Source organism: uncultured Microbacterium sp. (assembly GCF_945952435.1).
GTDB lineage: Bacteria > Actinomycetota > Actinomycetes > Actinomycetales > Microbacteriaceae > Microbacterium.
On record NZ_CAMFHZ010000015.1, the window covers coordinates 72,627 to 87,722 of the forward strand.

13 protein-coding genes are annotated in these 15,096 nt (G+C 71.6%); all 13 read left to right on the forward strand.

Annotated features, from left to right (window positions below):
• Positions 1-44: 44 nt before the first annotated feature.
• The 13 genes from Q0P88_RS09585 to Q0P88_RS09645 all read left to right on the forward strand — a co-directional run bounded on the left by Q0P88_RS09585 (position 45) and on the right by Q0P88_RS09645 (position 15,094).
• Positions 45-1,301 (forward strand): DUF58 domain-containing protein, encoded by a 1,257-nt coding sequence (locus Q0P88_RS09585; protein ID WP_295013509.1) that lies wholly within the window; start codon positions 45-47, stop codon positions 1,299-1,301.
• Complete coding sequence (locus Q0P88_RS09590; protein ID WP_295013511.1) at positions 1,298-3,781, forward strand: transglutaminase family protein; 2,484 nt, start codon at positions 1,298-1,300, stop codon at positions 3,779-3,781. The genes Q0P88_RS09585 and Q0P88_RS09590 overlap by 4 nt, the downstream gene beginning before the upstream one ends.
• Positions 3,778-5,073, forward strand: coding sequence for an RDD family protein (locus Q0P88_RS09595; RefSeq protein ID WP_295013513.1), 1,296 nt, complete (start codon positions 3,778-3,780; stop codon positions 5,071-5,073). Before Q0P88_RS09590 ends, Q0P88_RS09595 begins: the two co-directional genes overlap by 4 nt.
• On the forward strand, positions 5,070-5,906 hold the full coding sequence (locus tag Q0P88_RS09600) for a PP2C family serine/threonine-protein phosphatase (protein WP_295013514.1): 837 nt from the start codon (positions 5,070-5,072) through the stop codon (positions 5,904-5,906). Before Q0P88_RS09595 ends, Q0P88_RS09600 begins: the two co-directional genes overlap by 4 nt.
• Positions 5,906-7,312: an FHA domain-containing protein gene (locus Q0P88_RS09605; protein WP_295013516.1), complete on the forward strand. Its 1,407-nt coding sequence runs from the start codon at positions 5,906-5,908 to the stop codon at positions 7,310-7,312. Before Q0P88_RS09600 ends, Q0P88_RS09605 begins: the two co-directional genes overlap by 1 nt.
• Positions 7,309-9,000 carry a serine/threonine-protein kinase gene (locus Q0P88_RS09610; RefSeq protein ID WP_295013518.1) on the forward strand — a complete coding sequence of 564 codons (1,692 nt, stop codon included), beginning with the start codon at positions 7,309-7,311 and terminating at the stop codon, positions 8,998-9,000. The genes Q0P88_RS09605 and Q0P88_RS09610 overlap by 4 nt, the downstream gene beginning before the upstream one ends.
• Positions 8,997-9,743, forward strand: a complete 747-nt coding sequence (locus tag Q0P88_RS09615) for a hypothetical protein (RefSeq protein ID WP_295013521.1) — start codon at positions 8,997-8,999, stop codon at positions 9,741-9,743. Before Q0P88_RS09610 ends, Q0P88_RS09615 begins: the two co-directional genes overlap by 4 nt.
• A 117-nt stretch (positions 9,744-9,860) precedes the next feature.
• Positions 9,861-10,205: a hypothetical protein gene (locus tag Q0P88_RS09620; RefSeq protein WP_295013523.1), complete on the forward strand. Its 345-nt coding sequence runs from the start codon at positions 9,861-9,863 to the stop codon at positions 10,203-10,205.
• Between the two features lie 10 nt (positions 10,206-10,215).
• The gene (locus Q0P88_RS09625; protein ID WP_295013525.1) at positions 10,216-11,547 is read left to right on the forward strand and encodes a hypothetical protein; all 1,332 of its coding nucleotides are present in this window, start codon (positions 10,216-10,218) and stop codon (positions 11,545-11,547) included.
• Positions 11,544-12,122 (forward strand): hypothetical protein, encoded by a 579-nt coding sequence (locus tag Q0P88_RS09630; protein ID WP_295013527.1) that lies wholly within the window; start codon positions 11,544-11,546, stop codon positions 12,120-12,122. Before Q0P88_RS09625 ends, Q0P88_RS09630 begins: the two co-directional genes overlap by 4 nt.
• Positions 12,119-12,973: a hypothetical protein gene (locus Q0P88_RS09635; RefSeq protein WP_295013529.1), complete on the forward strand. Its 855-nt coding sequence runs from the start codon at positions 12,119-12,121 to the stop codon at positions 12,971-12,973. Before Q0P88_RS09630 ends, Q0P88_RS09635 begins: the two co-directional genes overlap by 4 nt.
• A gap of 1,039 nt (positions 12,974-14,012) precedes the next feature.
• On the forward strand, positions 14,013-14,687 hold the full coding sequence (locus tag Q0P88_RS09640) for a hypothetical protein (RefSeq protein WP_295013531.1): 675 nt from the start codon (positions 14,013-14,015) through the stop codon (positions 14,685-14,687).
• A 119-nt stretch (positions 14,688-14,806) separates the two neighbouring features.
• The gene (locus Q0P88_RS09645; protein WP_295013533.1) at positions 14,807-15,094 is read left to right on the forward strand and encodes a WXG100 family type VII secretion target; all 288 of its coding nucleotides are present in this window, start codon (positions 14,807-14,809) and stop codon (positions 15,092-15,094) included.
• Positions 15,095-15,096: the final 2 nt, after the last annotated feature.

Below are 15,096 nucleotides of genomic sequence, written 5' to 3' on the forward strand. Positions count from 1 at the left end.
CCGGACACCGCCGCCCACGCACACCGACGGAGAACGACGCACCCATGACGACGACCGCTGAGGACCGGATCACCGGATCCCCGCAGGAGGCGGGCTGGCGCGACGTCGCCGGGCTCGTGCTCGCGCGGGTCGGCGCACGCCTGCGCCTCGTCGGCGCCGCGGTGCGCCCGCTCGCGTGGGTGCTCGCCGGGATCGCGCTGCTCGCCCTGCTGATCGCGCTGCCCCTGGGGTGGCGGGAGCTCGCCGTGATCGCGATCGTGCTGGCCGTGACGCTCGCCGTCTGCGCGCTGTTCCTCGTGGGGCGGACCGCCTACGACGTGCGGCTCGACCTCGCTCGCACGCGCGTGGTGGTCGGCGAGCGCGCCGTCGGCGCCCTCGTGCTCGCGAACCGCGGCACCAGGGCGATCCTGCCCTCGCGCGTGGTGCTGCCCGTGGGATCCGGACGCGGGGAGTTCGCGATCAAGCGACTGGCCGCCGGGGAGGAGGCCGAGGAGCTCTTCGCGATCCCCACGCACCGACGCGGCGTCGTCTCTGTCGGGCCGGTGAGCGTCGTCCGCGGAGACCCCCTGGGCCTGTTCGAGAGGGCGCATCGCCGCGACGAGCCGGTGGACCTCTTCGTGCATCCGCGGACGATCCTCTTCGACGGCCAGTCGCTGGGGTTCCTCCGCGATCTGGACGGGCTGCCCGCCGCGGACCTGTCCCGCGACGACGTCTCGTTCCACGCGCTCAACGAGTACCAGCCGGGGGACGACCTGCGCCGTGTGCACTGGCGCTCCTCCGCGCGGACGGGCGTGCTCATGGTCCGCCAGTACGAGGAGACGCGTCGTTCGCACTTCGTCATCGGGCTCAGCCGTTCCCTCGGCGACTACGCGGATCCGGACGAGTTCGAGCTCGCGGTCTCGCTCGCGGGATCGGTCGGGCTGCGCGCCATCCGCGATTCGCAGCGCGTCGAGCTGCGGGTGCAGGGCAGAGAGCTCGCAGCCGGCACCGGGAAGCAGCTGCTCGACTCGCTCTCGGGCGTCGAGGGCAGCCGTGCCAAGGAGGGTGGGCTCGCCGCCCTCGCGGGCACGGTCGCCGCGCACATGGCGCTGTCGAGCGTCGTCGTGCTCGTGTGCGGTCGCGGCACGGGCGCCGAGGAGCTGCGCTCCGCGTGCGCGCGGCTGCCCTTCGGCTCGCGCGTGCTCGCGATCGTCGCCGATCTGGGCGCCGCACCGTCCCTGCGTCGGATCGGCGACGCCGACGTCGTCACGGTCGGGGCGCTGGAGCAGCTGCCCCTCGCGCTGGGGAAGGTGCTCGCATGACGGCCGACACGTCGCGGACGACGGCCGGCCCGCGCACGCGCCGGCGCGGCTCGGCCGCACCGCTGCCCCTGCGGCGGACCGTCGTCGACCTCGTCGCCGTCGCCGTGCTTATCGCGGTCGGCGCCGTCGGCTGGTGGCCCACGTTCGCCGGCGGATCCTTCCTGCCCGCCGCGCTCGGCGGACTCGTGCTGGGGCTCGCCATCGCGCTCGGCTGTGCATGGCGACGCTGGGGGATCCTCCCGATCGCCGGATCGACCGTGGCGGTGTACTTCCTCTTCGGCGGCGCGCTCGCCCTCCCGCAGACGACGCTCTTCGGCGTCGTGCCGACGGGGACGACGCTCGGCGCGCTCGCCGCGGGGGCCGTCACGAGCTGGAAGGCCCTGCTCACCACGGTCGCGCCCGTCTCGGTCGCCGACGGACACGCTCTGGTGCCCTTCCTCGCCGCGCTCGTCGCGACCGTCACGGCGGCGTCGCTCGCGCTGCGTCTGCGCACGGCGGGCTGGGCGGTGATCCCCGCCGCGGCGCACCTGCTGCTCGTCATCGCGATGGGCGTGCCGGATCCCGCCGCCCCGCTCGCACAGGGCGTGGTGTTCGCGCTCACCGTCGTCGCCTGGCTGGCCCTGCGCGGGGTGGGCGGATCGGCCGACGCCGCTGTCGCCCTCACCGACGGCGAGGGGAACCGCCGATCCTCGCTCGCGCGGCGCCGGCTCGTCGCGGGCGCGGCGGTCCTCGCCGTCGCGGGGCTCGCCGGGACCGGGCTGGCGGGCGCGACGACGCTCGCCGAGCCGCGTCACGTCTTCCGCGACGTGGTGCTGCCGCCGTTCGACGTGCACCAGTACGCGAGCCCGCTGCAGTCGTACCGGGGATACGTGAAGGACCACCGCAAGGACACCCTCTTCGCCGTGAAGGGCCTGCCCGAGGGGGCCAGGGTCCGCATCGGCACGATGGACACCTACAACGGCGTCGTGTACGACGTCTCGGACAGGGGCGTGGGGTCGTCGGGCGCGTTCAGCCCGATCCGCGACAACATGTCCGCCGACGCGACGGGGACGTCCGCCACGCTCACCTTCACGATGGAGTCCTACAGCGGGGTGTGGGTGCCCGACGCCGGAGAGGTCGGGGCGATCGCCTTCCACGGCTCCGACGCGGAGACCCTTCGCCGCGGCACCTACTACAACGAGTCGACGAGCACCGCCGTGGCCACCTCGAAGCTCCGCAAGGGCGATACGTACACGGTCGAGACGACGATCCCGAAGACGTGGACGGACAAGCAGCTCGACGGGCTGGACTTCGGATCCGTCGCGATCCCGAAACAGGCGGACGCTCCGCAGAAGCTGGCGGATCTGGCCTCCCAGACGGTCGCCGACGCGAAGACCCCGATCGCGAAGGTGCGTGCGCTGACGAAGAAGTTCTCCGAGGAGGGATTCTTCAGCCACGGGCTGCAGGGCGAGGCGCTGTCGCGCGCCGGGCACACCGAGGAGCGGATCTCCACCCTCATCGCCGGCGAGCAGATGATCGGCGACGACGAGCAGTACGCGGTCGCGATGGCGCTCGCCGCGCGGTCCCTCGGCATCCCGACCCGCGTCGTCATGGGTTTCTACCCCGACAAGGGTGCGGCGAAGAGTGGATCGTTCGCCGCCAACGGGGACAACCTGCACGCGTGGGTCGAGGTCAACTTCGAGAAGGCCGGCTGGGTCGCGTTCGATCCGACCCCGCCGAAGGATCAGGTCCCGCAGAATCAGATCACGAAGCCGAAGGTCGTCCCCAAGCCGCAGGTGCTCCAGCCGCCGCCTCCGCCGCAGGAGCCCGCGGAGCTGCCCCCGACGGTGCCGGACCAGCGCGGGAACCAGGACGGCCCGAACAACCTGCTCGGGATCCTGGGGGCGATCCTCGCGATCGCCGGATCCCTCCTCGTCGTTCTCGCGATCCTCGCCGCCCCGTTCATCCTGATCGGTGCATGGAAGGCGGCGAGGCGCCGCCGCCGTCGTGCCTCGACGCTGGCCGCGGACCGGATCAGCGGCGGATGGGACGAGCTCACGGATCGCGCCGTCGACTACGGGGCACGGCTCCCGGTGCGGGCGACCAGGGCGGAGGAAGCGCGTTCGGTCTCGGCCGCCCTCACGGTCCCCGCCGTCACGGCGCTCGCCGACGACGCGGACGCGAAGGTCTTCGGGCCGGACGAGCCCACGGCCGAGGAGGTCGACGCGTTCTGGCGCGAGGTCGACGCCATCGTGGCCGGCCTGGGCACACGCGCTCGGTGGCACCGGCGGATGCTCGCGCGGCTCAGCCTGCGCTCGCTGCTCGGCGGGTCACGGGCATCCGAGGGGGTGCATCGCCTGCGCGAGGCGGCCGCGGAGCGGATCCGCCGCACGAGGGGCGGTGGCGCGAACTCGTCCGCACCTGGCACGATCGAGAGCACCGCACCGGGATCGGACGACGCCCGTGCGCCCCGGCCCGGATCCGAGAGCGAGACGCCATGACGAACGCCCCGAGCGTCACGGACGCGACGACAGCGCCCATCGCCCCGATCTCGCGCCGAGCGATCGCGTACGTCATCGACGCGGCGATCGCGTCGGCGCTGAGCATCGTCGGGATCGTCGTGTCCGTCGTCGTGAGCGGCACGGGCGGCCGCGATCTGTCGGCGGCGCTCGTCGCCCTCGTCGTGGGCCTCGGCATCACCGCGCTCGTGCTGGTCGCGTGGTTGCTCGTCTACAGCTTCCTGCAGGGCGCGGCGGGATCGATCGGCATGCGCGCGATGGGGCTGCGTCTCGTGCGCGAGGAGGGGAACGCGCCGCTCGGCTTCGGCCGCGCGCTGCTGCGCAACGTCGTCTTCGGGCTCGCCGCGACGATCGTGGTCGGCTACTTCTCCCCGCTCTTCGACGGTTCGGGCCGCTTCCAGGGCTGGCACGACCGCGCCTCGGGCGCACTCATGCGCGATGTCCGGAGCCCGGCCCCGCCCGCCGCACCGGCCGCGGTCGCGCCGCACGCCACGTCGGGGACGTCGTCGTTCCCCGCACAGGCCGCGGCTGGGCCGGCCACGTCCGCGCCCGTCCTCTCCGGCGTATCGTCCGCCTTCTCGCCGCCCCCGTCCGCTGCACCGACGGGTCACACCCTGCCGCACGCGCCCGGGGCCGAGGCGCGCTCGGCGGTCGAGTCGCCCGAGGCAACGGTGCTCTCGGCGCGCACGCCCGAGCCGAACCGCTCCACGACGGTCGACGGATCCGCCGACGAGGCGATGATCACGACCGTCCCCGGCGTGAGCCCCGCGGTCGCCGCTCCGGCGCCGACCATCGTGTCGGGACCGGAGAGCGCGGCGCCGTCCGCCCCTCCGGCACCGGCTCCCGCCCCCGTGCCGGTCACCCCCGTGCCGGTCACCCCTGTGGCAGCGCCGGTGATCGCGCAGACAGCCGAGGACGACGACCTCGAGGAGACGCGGATCTCGATCCCCGGCCACCGCCTCCAGTTCGTCTGGGACGACGGCGCCCGCGCGACGGTCTCCGGTCGCACGCTCTTCGGCCGCAATCCCGCGGCGGAGGCCGGCGCCGCGGTGGTCGTCGTGCGCGACGAGACGCTCTCGCTCTCCAAGACGCACTTCGAGGCGGCGGCGGAGTCCGCGGGCGGCTGGGTGATGGATCGCCACTCGACGAACGGCATGACGATCGTGCGCGACGGGGTGCGGATCGCATGTCCTCCGGGGGAACGCGTGCGGATCCGTCTTGGCGACGCCATCGAGATCGGCGACCGGATCGTGACCGTGGGAGGGTACGCGTGATCCCCCCGATCGTGCCGCGCGTCGGCGCCGCGACCCACACGGGGCTGCGCCGCTCGCTCAACGAGGACGCCTATCTCGCGCAGGCTCCGCTGTTCCTCGTCGCGGACGGCATGGGAGGGCATCGCGCCGGGGATCTCGCGAGCGGGACCGTGATCGACGGGTTCGCCGCTCTCGCCGGGCGCGCCACCCTGACCGTGGACGACGTCGCCTTCACCCTCGCGCGGGCCCGTGCGGCGGTCGAGGCGCTCGGCGGCACCGCGCTTGACGAGGGGACGGCGGCACGGGCGGGGACGACGCTCAGCGGCGTCGCGGTCGCCGCGGTCGACGGTGTGGGCTACTGGCTCGCGGTGAACATCGGGGACTCGCGCACCTACCGGCTGTCCGGCGGAGTCCTCGAGCAGGTCTCGGTCGACCACTCCGTCGTCCAGGAGCTCATCGACGCGGGCGAGCTCTCCCGTGCAGACGCGTCGCGCGATCGGCGTCGCAACGTCATCACGCGGGCGATCGGTGCCGGCAGCACCGGCGAAGCCGACTACTGGATGATCCCGGCGCGGATCGGGGACAGGATCCTCGTCTGCTCCGATGGTCTCAGCAGCGAGATCGGCGACGACGAGATCCGCACCGTGCTGACGGTGCACGAGGATCCGCAGGTCGCCGCCGACCGCCTCATCGAGCACGCGCTCGAATGCGGAGGGCGGGACAACGTGACGGCGATCGTCGTCGACGCGCTGCATGTGAGCAGCCGTCCCGGGGGATCGGGAGGCGGCGAGGTCGACGACGACATCGACTCCGACACGCGGCCGCGTGCGGAGGCCATGGGAGGGATGCGGTGATGGAAACGGTCTACCGCGCAGGGAGCTGGTACGCCCTGATCGGACCGCGAGCGGTGCTGATGCTGCCGCCGGATGCGGACCCCGCGCTGCGTGCGCAGCTGTGGGAGGGGATCCGGGACGACGCGATCTCGTTCTCCGACGTCGTCGACGCGTTCACGGCCGCGGGCGGCGGGACGTTCTCCGCGATCCCGCCGTTCGCCGCCGTCGTCCGCGAGGGTCAGGACGCGCGGATCGCCGTGCGCGGCCCCGTCCGCGCGCGCATCTTCACCGCCGAGGGCGTGCAGGAGGCCCGCGGCGCGGAGGTCACCACCTGGAGCGAGCGCTTCGTGGCGGGGATGACCGGCGCGGAGCTCATGGCGGAGGAGGTCGGCGCGGAGTCCTTCCCGATCGTCGCCGGCGTCGTCCGTGCCGCCGCGGTGGTCGCAGGGAAGGCCCCCGCCGCCGTCGCGGATGACGTGCCGACCGACGCCGTCCCGACCGACGCCGTGGATGTTGTCCCGACGGACGCCGTCCCGACCGACGCCGGATCCGGGCAGGAGCCCGCGAGCGCGGAGCCCGCCCCGACGACGGCGCACGTCGCCCCCGAGCCGGAAGCGAAGCAGGAACCGGAACCGGAACCGATCGGAGTCTCGGAGGATCCGGCAGCATCGGAGGACCCGGCCGCCTCGGAGGACCCGGGATTCTCGGAGCATCCGACCGTCTCGGAGGCGGTCGCCGTCGCGTCCGGGACCGGGTCTGCCGACGAAGACGTCGTCGATGTGGACGACACGGTGCTCAGCGTGCCGGCGCCGGTCGAGACGATCCTGCCCCCCTCCGACACTCTCGCCGCGCCGCTCGGCGGGCACACGCTCGACCTCCGCCCGCCCGCGCCGGTCGACGGTGATCACGACGGCGCAACCGTCTCCGTCGCCCAGGCCAGGGCGCTGCGCGACGCCGCGGAGCGCGCGCAGACCCCGCAGGAGCGGCAGTCCGTCGCGTCGGAGCCGGTGTCCGTGGTCCCCGGCATCACGGATCCGGGATCCTCCGCCTCTCGCGTCGCCGCGCCGGCCGGGGCGGAGCCCGCCCGAACGCCGCGCATCCGGCTCTCCACCGGTCAGGTCGTGCTGCTGGATCGCACCGTGGTCATCGGCCGGCGCCCGCGGGCCACCCGATCCACGGGTGCGACCCTGCCCCACCTCGTCGCCGTCGACAGCCCCGAGCAGGACATCTCGCGCAGCCACCTCGAGATCCGTCCCGAAGCCGACGCCGTGGTCGTGCTCGACCTGCACACGACCAACGGTTCCACGCTCCTCCGTCCGGGCGCCGACCCCGTGCGCCTGCACCCCGGCGAGCAGACGATCGTCGTGGACGGCGACGTGATCGACCTCGGCGACGGCGTCACCGTCGCGTTCGAGGAGCTGCCGTGAGCCGGCCGCCGTCCCCGCCTCCCCAGCTCGACGGCTTCGACTACGTCGAGCCCCTGGGCACCGGAGGCTTCGCCGACGTCTTCCTGTACGAGCAGCAGCAGCCTCGCCGTCAGGTGGCGGTCAAGGTGCTGCTCGCCGATCGGCTCGCCTCGGGCGCCGCGCAGGAGTTCGCCGACGAGGCGAACGTCATGGCGATGCTGTCGACGCACCCCGCCATCGTCACGATCTACCAGACGGGCGTCGCCGCCGACGGCCGTCCGTACCTCGTCATGGAGTACTGCCCGCGGCCCAACCTGCAGCAGCGCGCGCGGACGGAGCCGTTCAGCGTCGCCGAGACGCTGCGGGTGGGCGTGCAGGTGGCGGGAGCCGTGGAGACCGCGCACCGGGCGGGAGTGCTCCACCGCGACATCAAGCCCGCGAACATCCTCGTCACGGCATACAACAGGCCCGCGCTCACCGATTTCGGCATCGCGTCGACCACCGGGGCCGTCGACGAGGCGGCGGGGATGTCGATCCCGTGGTCGCCGCCGGAGTCCTTCGCCGATCCGCCGCGCGGCGGCGTCCGCTCCGACGTGTACGCGCTCACCGCGACCGTCTACACGCTGCTCACCGGGCGGAGCCCCTTCGAGAAGCCGGGTCAGCGCAACAGCGGGGCCGACCTCATCTCCCGCATCGAGACCGAGCCGCTTCCCCCCGTGGGCCGGGCCGACGTCCCCGACAGCCTCATGCGCCTGCTCGCCCGCGGCATGGCGAAGAACCCGGACGATCGATTCGGGAGTGCCGTGGCCTTCGCCCGCGCGCTGCAGAAGGTGCAGATCGAGCTCAGCCACTCGGTCACCCCGATCGACATCGTCGACGATCATCCGCTCGACCCGGATCCCGAGGACGACGCCGACGGACGGACCCGCGTCCGCGAGGTCGTCCAGATCGATCCGGGGCACACCGCCACACGGCCGTCGGCGACGACGAGCCCCGTGCTTCCGGCCTCGCCGCCCACCGCGCCGGGGCCGCGCTTCGATGCACCGGCGCGGACCGCCGACGACGACGAGACCGTCATCCGCGCGCCACAGGTGATCCCGCCCACCGCGCAGGCGCCCGTGGCCCCGCACCCGGCGTCCGTCGTCCCCGGTTCCGCGCCAGGGGCCTCGCAGAGCGACCCGACCGTGCGCCGCGCGCCGCGGACGGTCGATCCCGTCGCGGCCGTTCCGACGGCCACGCCGTCCTCCGCGCCCCCCGTCGAGCCCCCGTCCGCGCACACCGGGTCGCCGCGCTCCCGGCGGGGCCTCGTCTGGACCCTCGCCGCCATGGCAGCCGTGATCCTGCTCGTCGGCGGATCGGTGCTGGCGGTCAATCTGCTCAACGCGGGTGCCCCGTCGGCGAAGCCCACGACCGCGGCGACCGCGGAGCCGCAGGATCCGCTCGCCGACCTGGCCCCGCCGCCGAAGGACCTGGTCGCGACGCCGACCGGATCGGGGCAGGTGCACGTCACGTGGACCAACCCGAGCCCGCAGGACGGCGATTCGTTCCTGGTCACGGTCGTGCGGCTGGACGGCGACGGCGCGCCCGTCAAGGCGGACGCCCCCGAGATCACGATCCCGGCCGAGTCCGGCGGCAAGACGTGCGTCGAGGTCGTGCTCCGCCGCGAGAACGGATCGGCGTCGTCGCCCGTGCGGGGGTGCACGCCGTGACCGTCGACGTGGGGACCACGCAGGACCCGGCGCGCGCTCAGGTCACGGTCGAGTTCGCGGGCGAGTACTTCCCCATCGCCCCCGGAGGGCGGTTCGTCGTGGGGCGCGAAGGCGACCTCGCCATCGACGACAACCTCTTCCTGCATCGGCACTTCCTGGAGATCGCCGAGTTCGCGGGGCTGTGGTGGCTGGCCAACATCGGCGGCCGGCTGCAGGCGACGGTGACCGACGCCACGGGAGGGGTGCAGGCCTGGCTCGCCCCCGGCGCGCGCCTCCCGCTCGTGTTCGCGACGACGAGCGTGGTCTTCTCGGCCGGCCCGACCACGTACGAGTTCACGATCCACGCGGCGGAGCCGACGTTCCGGGAGACCCGGCGGGAGCACGAGGCCGACGGTGACTCGACGATCGGCGAGGTGCCGCTCACGCTGAGCCAGAAGCAGCTGCTCGTCGCGCTCGCGGAGCCGCTGCTGCGTCGCGACGGCACGGGGATGAGCGCGCTGCCCTCCAGCGCGGATGCGGCCGCCCGCCTGGGCTGGACGGTGACGCGGTTCAACCGCAAGCTCGACAACGTGTGCGACAAGTTCGACCGCATCGGCGTCCCCGGCATGCGCGGCGGAGCGCGGGGATCCGCGACGAACCGTCGCGCTCGGCTCGTGGAGCACGTCATCGCCTCCCGGCTCGTCGGCAAGGACGATCTCGTGCTCCTCGACGTCACGACCGCGAGCCCGGCGGATCCGGAGTGAGCGAGGTTGGGGCGATGGGGAGTTGTCCCCATCGACCGTCGCCACGGGAGTTGTTAGCTTGTGGTGAGGTCGCGACAGCGATGGTTTTCAGGCACCACAGGACTCGGAGGGCATGACATGGCGGGGGACAGCGTTCTCTACCCGATCGACGATCTGCGCACCACGAGCGCGCAGCTCACCGCGATCGTCGAGGAGTTCGAGGCGGCTTCCGCCCGGCGCGACGACCTGGAGAGCGCCGTCGGCCGCCCCGATGGCGACAACCGGTTGAAGTCGCGGGTGCACGATTTCGAGGGCAGCTGGAACGACAGCCGCGACAAGCTGCTCTCCAAGCTCAAAGACATCGCGGAGCGGGTCAAGGGCACGGTCGACGAGGTGACCAAGACCGACAACGACATGGCCAACTCGATGCACCAGTCGGGCCAGGGGGCCGCTCCCGCGCACGGCCGCGCGGTCGCGAACTGAGGAGCAGGGGATGAAGACGCACAAGGGGCATGAGGTCGAGGTCATCGACGGCGACGCGACCGCGATCCACGATCGCGGCGCGACCATCTCGTCGCTCGCGACGCAGATGACCACCGCCGCACAGACCCTGCAGGACATCAAGAGCGGCAAGCTCGTCGGCAAGGGCTACGCGATGGACAAGATCAAGGACGTCGTGGGCGACGTCCACGGCGATCTGGACGAAGCGGGCCGGCGGTACAAGCCGGCGGGCAAGACGCTCACCGACTACGCGGGCGTCCTCGCCACGGTCCAGGCGCAGATGAAGACCATCGTGGCCGACTGCGAGAAGAGCCACCAGGCCCTAGCGACGGCGCAGAGCGACGCCCAGCAGGCCAGCCATGCGCTCTCGGTGCACGAGCACGCGGTCGCCGACCACCCGCCGACACCCGATCAGGCCGCGTCGTCCAAGACCACGGGCGACAACCTCGCGCACGCGGCCAGCTCGGCGGCGTCCACGCTCAGCGCGGCCGGATCCGAGCACGATCACAACCTCGGTCGCTTCGACACCGCGTACGACACTTGGCACGAGGCCTACGAGGACGCCGTCAGCGGGCTGGGCGACGCGAACAAGATCGGCGAGGACAGCACCTGGGAGAACATCGCCGGCGTGCTCGCGGTGATCTCGGAGTGGGTCTCCTGGATCGGGCTGGCGATCGCCGTGCTCGGCCTCATCATCGGCGGCCCGTTCTTCGCGATCGCGGCGCTCGTCGTCGGCGTCATCGCGCTCGCGCTCACCATCGCGCTCATGTTCGACGGCCGCAAGGGCTGGGGTGATCTCGCCTGGGCGATCGTCGGCGTCCTCCCGATCGGCAAGCTGGGCAAGATCTTCTCCGCGGGCAAGGGGAACATGCTCAGCAAATTCGGGTCGGAGTTCGTCGGGCAGTTCCGCAACCCGGTGCAGCAGCTCCGAGGCTTGAAGAGCTTTGCGGACTCGGGAATCGAATACGGATCCCGTGGATTCAAGCAGTACTACGAGAGTGTGCGCGGCCTGAACCGGTTCGGACAGAACCCTCTGACCGGCCTTGCCGAGGGAATGACGGAACGGTTGTTGTTCGGGCCCGGTCGATCCTTCTCTGTCGCGTTCCATGAGAGCGTCGAGTCGGCAGGACCTTTCTTCCAGAAGACACTCCGCGAGTCTTTGCCGGCAGGTCTGCGGAGTATCGCCGATGCTCCCTCGTTCTCGACGTTCGAGGCGATGTGGAACACCTACAAATGGACGGATAGGGGGGTCTCGCTCGCGCAGGACGGCAAACCGTCCGGGGCGCTCTCGCCCGCGGGCCTCGTCAACGGCTTGTTCCGATGACCGAGCGTGTGGAGCGTCCCTGGGAGCTCACCTACGACGCGGCGCAGTTCATATCCCTTCCTCGGACGGCCTCCCCGGCCGCTTCCGCCGACTGGATAGAGGCATGCCTCGAGCGATTCGGAGTGGAGAAGGGCGTCACATCCCCCGAAGCTCGAAGAATCGAAGCGATCGCGCAGATGATGCTGGTCAACTCCCGGCCGGGACCCGCTCAGTTCTGGTTCGCGCCGCCAGGCGTGCACAGCGATCTGCTCGTGAACGTCGCGGTGGAGTCGTCGGCGCAACGTCCGTCCACGGAGGAGCTCTTCGCCGACGCCATCTCGTCGACCAGCATCGATGTGACGCCGCTACGCACGGCGACGCACGGCGCGGGATACCTCATCCGGTGGGGAGCACTGATCGATCCGGAGGACAGCGGAGGAACCCTCGTGGAACAGTGGTCGGTTGTCCTCAACGATGGGACGTGGACGGTGCTGGTGGATGTGCTCGGGACGAGCCTCCCAGCCTTCCTGTTGTTCGAGGAGCAGCTGCCGGGTCTGATTGTCGGGGTGCGCGTTCCCGGGACGCTCACCGCATGACGACCCTGCGGGAGGTGGTCGCCTACGAGGAGGAGCTCCTTGCGGGCTCCGCCCCGCTGCGGCGGGTGCATGCGGAGGCGGTGGCTCGGGGCCGCGCCGGTGTCAGGGCGCTGCATGAAGCCGATGGGGTCGCTGATCCTCAGCTGGAGTCACGACTGGAGCGGTTGTACGCGGAGGTTCTCGACGATTACGCCGCGGGCGCGGCCGGGCTGCTCTCCTCGGAAGACACGGACCGTTGGCGGGCGTTCGTCGAGCGACTGCCGGCGAACGGGCCGATGACGTTGTTGCGCGAGCATGGCGTGCCGGGCGCGGCGCGGTTGTTCGACTCGATGGACCTTGCGCGGGAAGGGCCGGAATCGAAGGGCGGCCTGGATACGGCGCTTTCGGCGGCGGCCAAGAGATGCGTCTGCGGGTATGCCACGACGAGGGTCGTGCCACGACAGCTCTGTAACGCGTGCGCGCGAGCGGTAGGTGCTGCGTGGGTGGCGGAGGAGCGGTCGCTCCTCCAGCGTGCTCCTGGGCTCGGGGCAGAGGTGTCCGAGGTCCTGGACGAGGTGACGTCGGACCTTGCCGCCGCGAGGTCGAAGGGCACCGATGACTCCTTCAGCACGGAGGAGGCGGCGCTGTTCCGAGCGCGGCGGGCGCTCGCGCGCGCACATCGTCGCCATCGGAAGGATTCGTCGATCCTCGATCTGACTCGCTGGGAGGAACTTGCCGCGCTCGCGCGGCGGGCGTCACTGCCGGCGATGCGGGCGGAGGCGCGTCGAGGACGACGGCGTCTTGGTACTGCCCAGCTCGCGCAGCTCGCCCTGTATGGGAACCGCGATGTCGATGCTCGGAGGACGCGGTGAGTCCCGTCGGGCGTGGCGATGTCGGTGAGCGGCTGCCGTGAGTGTGTTGCCGTGGTTCGATGCGGCGGTGGGGTTTGAGCGTGAGGTGTTGGCGCGGGATGGTGCGGTGCGGTCGGTGTTCGAGGAGTTTCGGGTGTCGGGTGTGGGGCGTGTGAGGGCGGCGGGTGCGGTGCGGGTGGGGTCGCCGTGGCGGGGGATTACGTCGTCGTCGGGGATGCGGTCGGCGGTGGTGGAGTCGGAGGTGTTCGCGTTGTGGGGGGAGTATGCGGCGCGTGTGGCGGGGGTGGTCGCTGCGGCGGATGCGGCGCGGTGGTCGGCGTTGGTGGGCGAGGGTGCGGTGCGGTCGGGGCGTGGGCTTTTGGTGGATGAGGTGTGGGTGAGCGCGGTGGGGGCGTTGTCGTTGCGGGAGGCGTGGGGGTTTCGGCCGGTGGTTCCGAATCGGGCGTTCATTGATTGTGGGTGCGGGTTTGCGGAGTCGGGTGTGGTGGGGAGGGGTTTGTGTGTGGAGTGCGGTGAGGTGATCGTGCGGCGGTGGGCGGCGGAGGAGGTGCGTCTGCTGGCGGGGGTCCCGGATTATGGGGTGCGGGTGGAGGAGATCCTGGTCGATACCGAGGCCCGCCAGGACAAACAGATCGGACGTCGAAGCGAGACTCCCGCAAGCGATCTCAAGGATGTGCGCTCACGGGGCGGTCGTCGGTTGGGCAGGTTGTCCGGGCCGGCTCGGCGTCGTGGCGGCTCGGAGGGGAGGGGTCTCCCCTCCGAGCGTTGGCGCGGCCTTGGGCAACTCGGCGCAAAAGCAATGCAGACCTCGGTCCGTGCAGAGTCTGTGCGGGCTCCGAAGCGGGGTCTAGGTGCGGCCGGTCTCGCCGCCCTGGCGTTGAAGAGCGATCGTGACGTCCTCGGCTAGCCTCTGCCGGTCCACGCCCGCGCATCCGTCGCGAAGCTGTCCGTGAGGGTGCCGCGTCGGCCGCGATGAACTATCGTGCGAGAAGACGACAAGGGACGCGCACGCCGCGAGGCGGGCCGGGGGAGGACCGACATGGGGACGATGAACGATCTCGGGGTGGAGCTGCGGTTCGGCATCCCCGCGTTCCGGTTCGTGCTTCCGCCCGGGTGGGTGCAGCACGTGCCGACCAACGCCGCGCAGGACGAGGACGTCAAGAAGGCGAGCGCGATCTTCCGGCAGGCGAACCGGCCGGATCTCGACGCGGAGTTCCGCGCGCTCATGGCGCAGACCACGCAGGCGATGGCCCGCACCAAGGTCTTCGCGATCTACCGCCAGGAGCAGGTGGAGATGGACGAGCTGCTGCCGATGTCGATCACCGCCTCTGCGCTCAGCGCGCCGGACGGGGAGAACCTCGACGGCTGGGTGTCCGAGGCCTTCCGGACCAAGGGCGCGCAGTTCCTCGACGACGACTCCGCGCACATCGTGCGCTGGCGCTCCGAGCCGCAGCGACCGGCCGGGGCGCGCCGCATCGAGGGTGTCGGCGGGCGGACGCTCACCTACGTGATCCCGGCGCCTGGCACCCAGCGGCGCAAGGCGCTCGTCTTCACGACGACGATCGTGATCCCCGACGGCGACGTGGTGCCGGAGGAGGTCGTCGATGCCCTGGAGCTGCTCAGCGACGGCATGATCTCGACGTTCACCTGGGAGAACGAGCTCGAGGAGCCCGTGCTGCCCGCCCCGACAGGGGAATCCGAACCCGAGGGCTGAGCTGTCGGTGTGGGGGTGATGGGGAGTTGTCCCCATCGACGGGGGTGGTGGGGGTTTCGTAGGGTGTTGTTGTCGGGCCGGTGGGGTCCGGTCCAGTTGATTTAGCGGAGGTGTGGACGATGGCCGATTTCGGTGCGTCTTATGCGGAGATGGAGCAGGTGGCGTCGTCGCTGTCGCAGGCTCGGGATGACATTCAGGGGCAGTTGGACACGTTGAAGGGTCAGGTGGACAACCTTCTGGGTGAGGACTTCAAGACGCAGCATGCGTCGGGGAAGTTCGGTGAGGGGTATGGGGAGCTGACGACGGGGTTGAAGCAGGCGGTGGATGGCATCAATGACATGTCGGAGTCGCTGTTGGGGATGATGCGGGCGATCCAGGATCTGGACACCCAGCTCGCCGGCAACTGAGC

What these genes read in the sequence shown, in the direction of transcription:
- Q0P88_RS09645 (WP_295013533.1), top strand. Translation starts at nt 14,807, where the DNA reads ATGGCCGATTTCGGTGCGTCTTATGCGGAGATGGAGCAGGTGGCGTCG.
- Q0P88_RS09590 (WP_295013511.1), top strand. Translation starts at nt 1,298, where the DNA reads ATGACGGCCGACACGTCGCGGACGACGGCCGGCCCGCGCACGCGCCGG.
- Q0P88_RS09605 (WP_295013516.1), top strand. Translation starts at nt 5,906, where the DNA reads ATGGAAACGGTCTACCGCGCAGGGAGCTGGTACGCCCTGATCGGACCG.
- Q0P88_RS09620 (WP_295013523.1), top strand. Translation starts at nt 9,861, where the DNA reads ATGGCGGGGGACAGCGTTCTCTACCCGATCGACGATCTGCGCACCACG.
- Q0P88_RS09630 (WP_295013527.1), top strand. Translation starts at nt 11,544, where the DNA reads ATGACCGAGCGTGTGGAGCGTCCCTGGGAGCTCACCTACGACGCGGCG.
- Q0P88_RS09585 (WP_295013509.1), top strand. Translation starts at nt 45, where the DNA reads ATGACGACGACCGCTGAGGACCGGATCACCGGATCCCCGCAGGAGGCG.
- Q0P88_RS09625 (WP_295013525.1), top strand. Translation starts at nt 10,216, where the DNA reads ATGAAGACGCACAAGGGGCATGAGGTCGAGGTCATCGACGGCGACGCG.
- Q0P88_RS09635 (WP_295013529.1), top strand. Translation starts at nt 12,119, where the DNA reads ATGACGACCCTGCGGGAGGTGGTCGCCTACGAGGAGGAGCTCCTTGCG.
- Q0P88_RS09595 (WP_295013513.1), top strand. Translation starts at nt 3,778, where the DNA reads ATGACGAACGCCCCGAGCGTCACGGACGCGACGACAGCGCCCATCGCC.
- Q0P88_RS09640 (WP_295013531.1), top strand. Translation starts at nt 14,013, where the DNA reads ATGGGGACGATGAACGATCTCGGGGTGGAGCTGCGGTTCGGCATCCCC.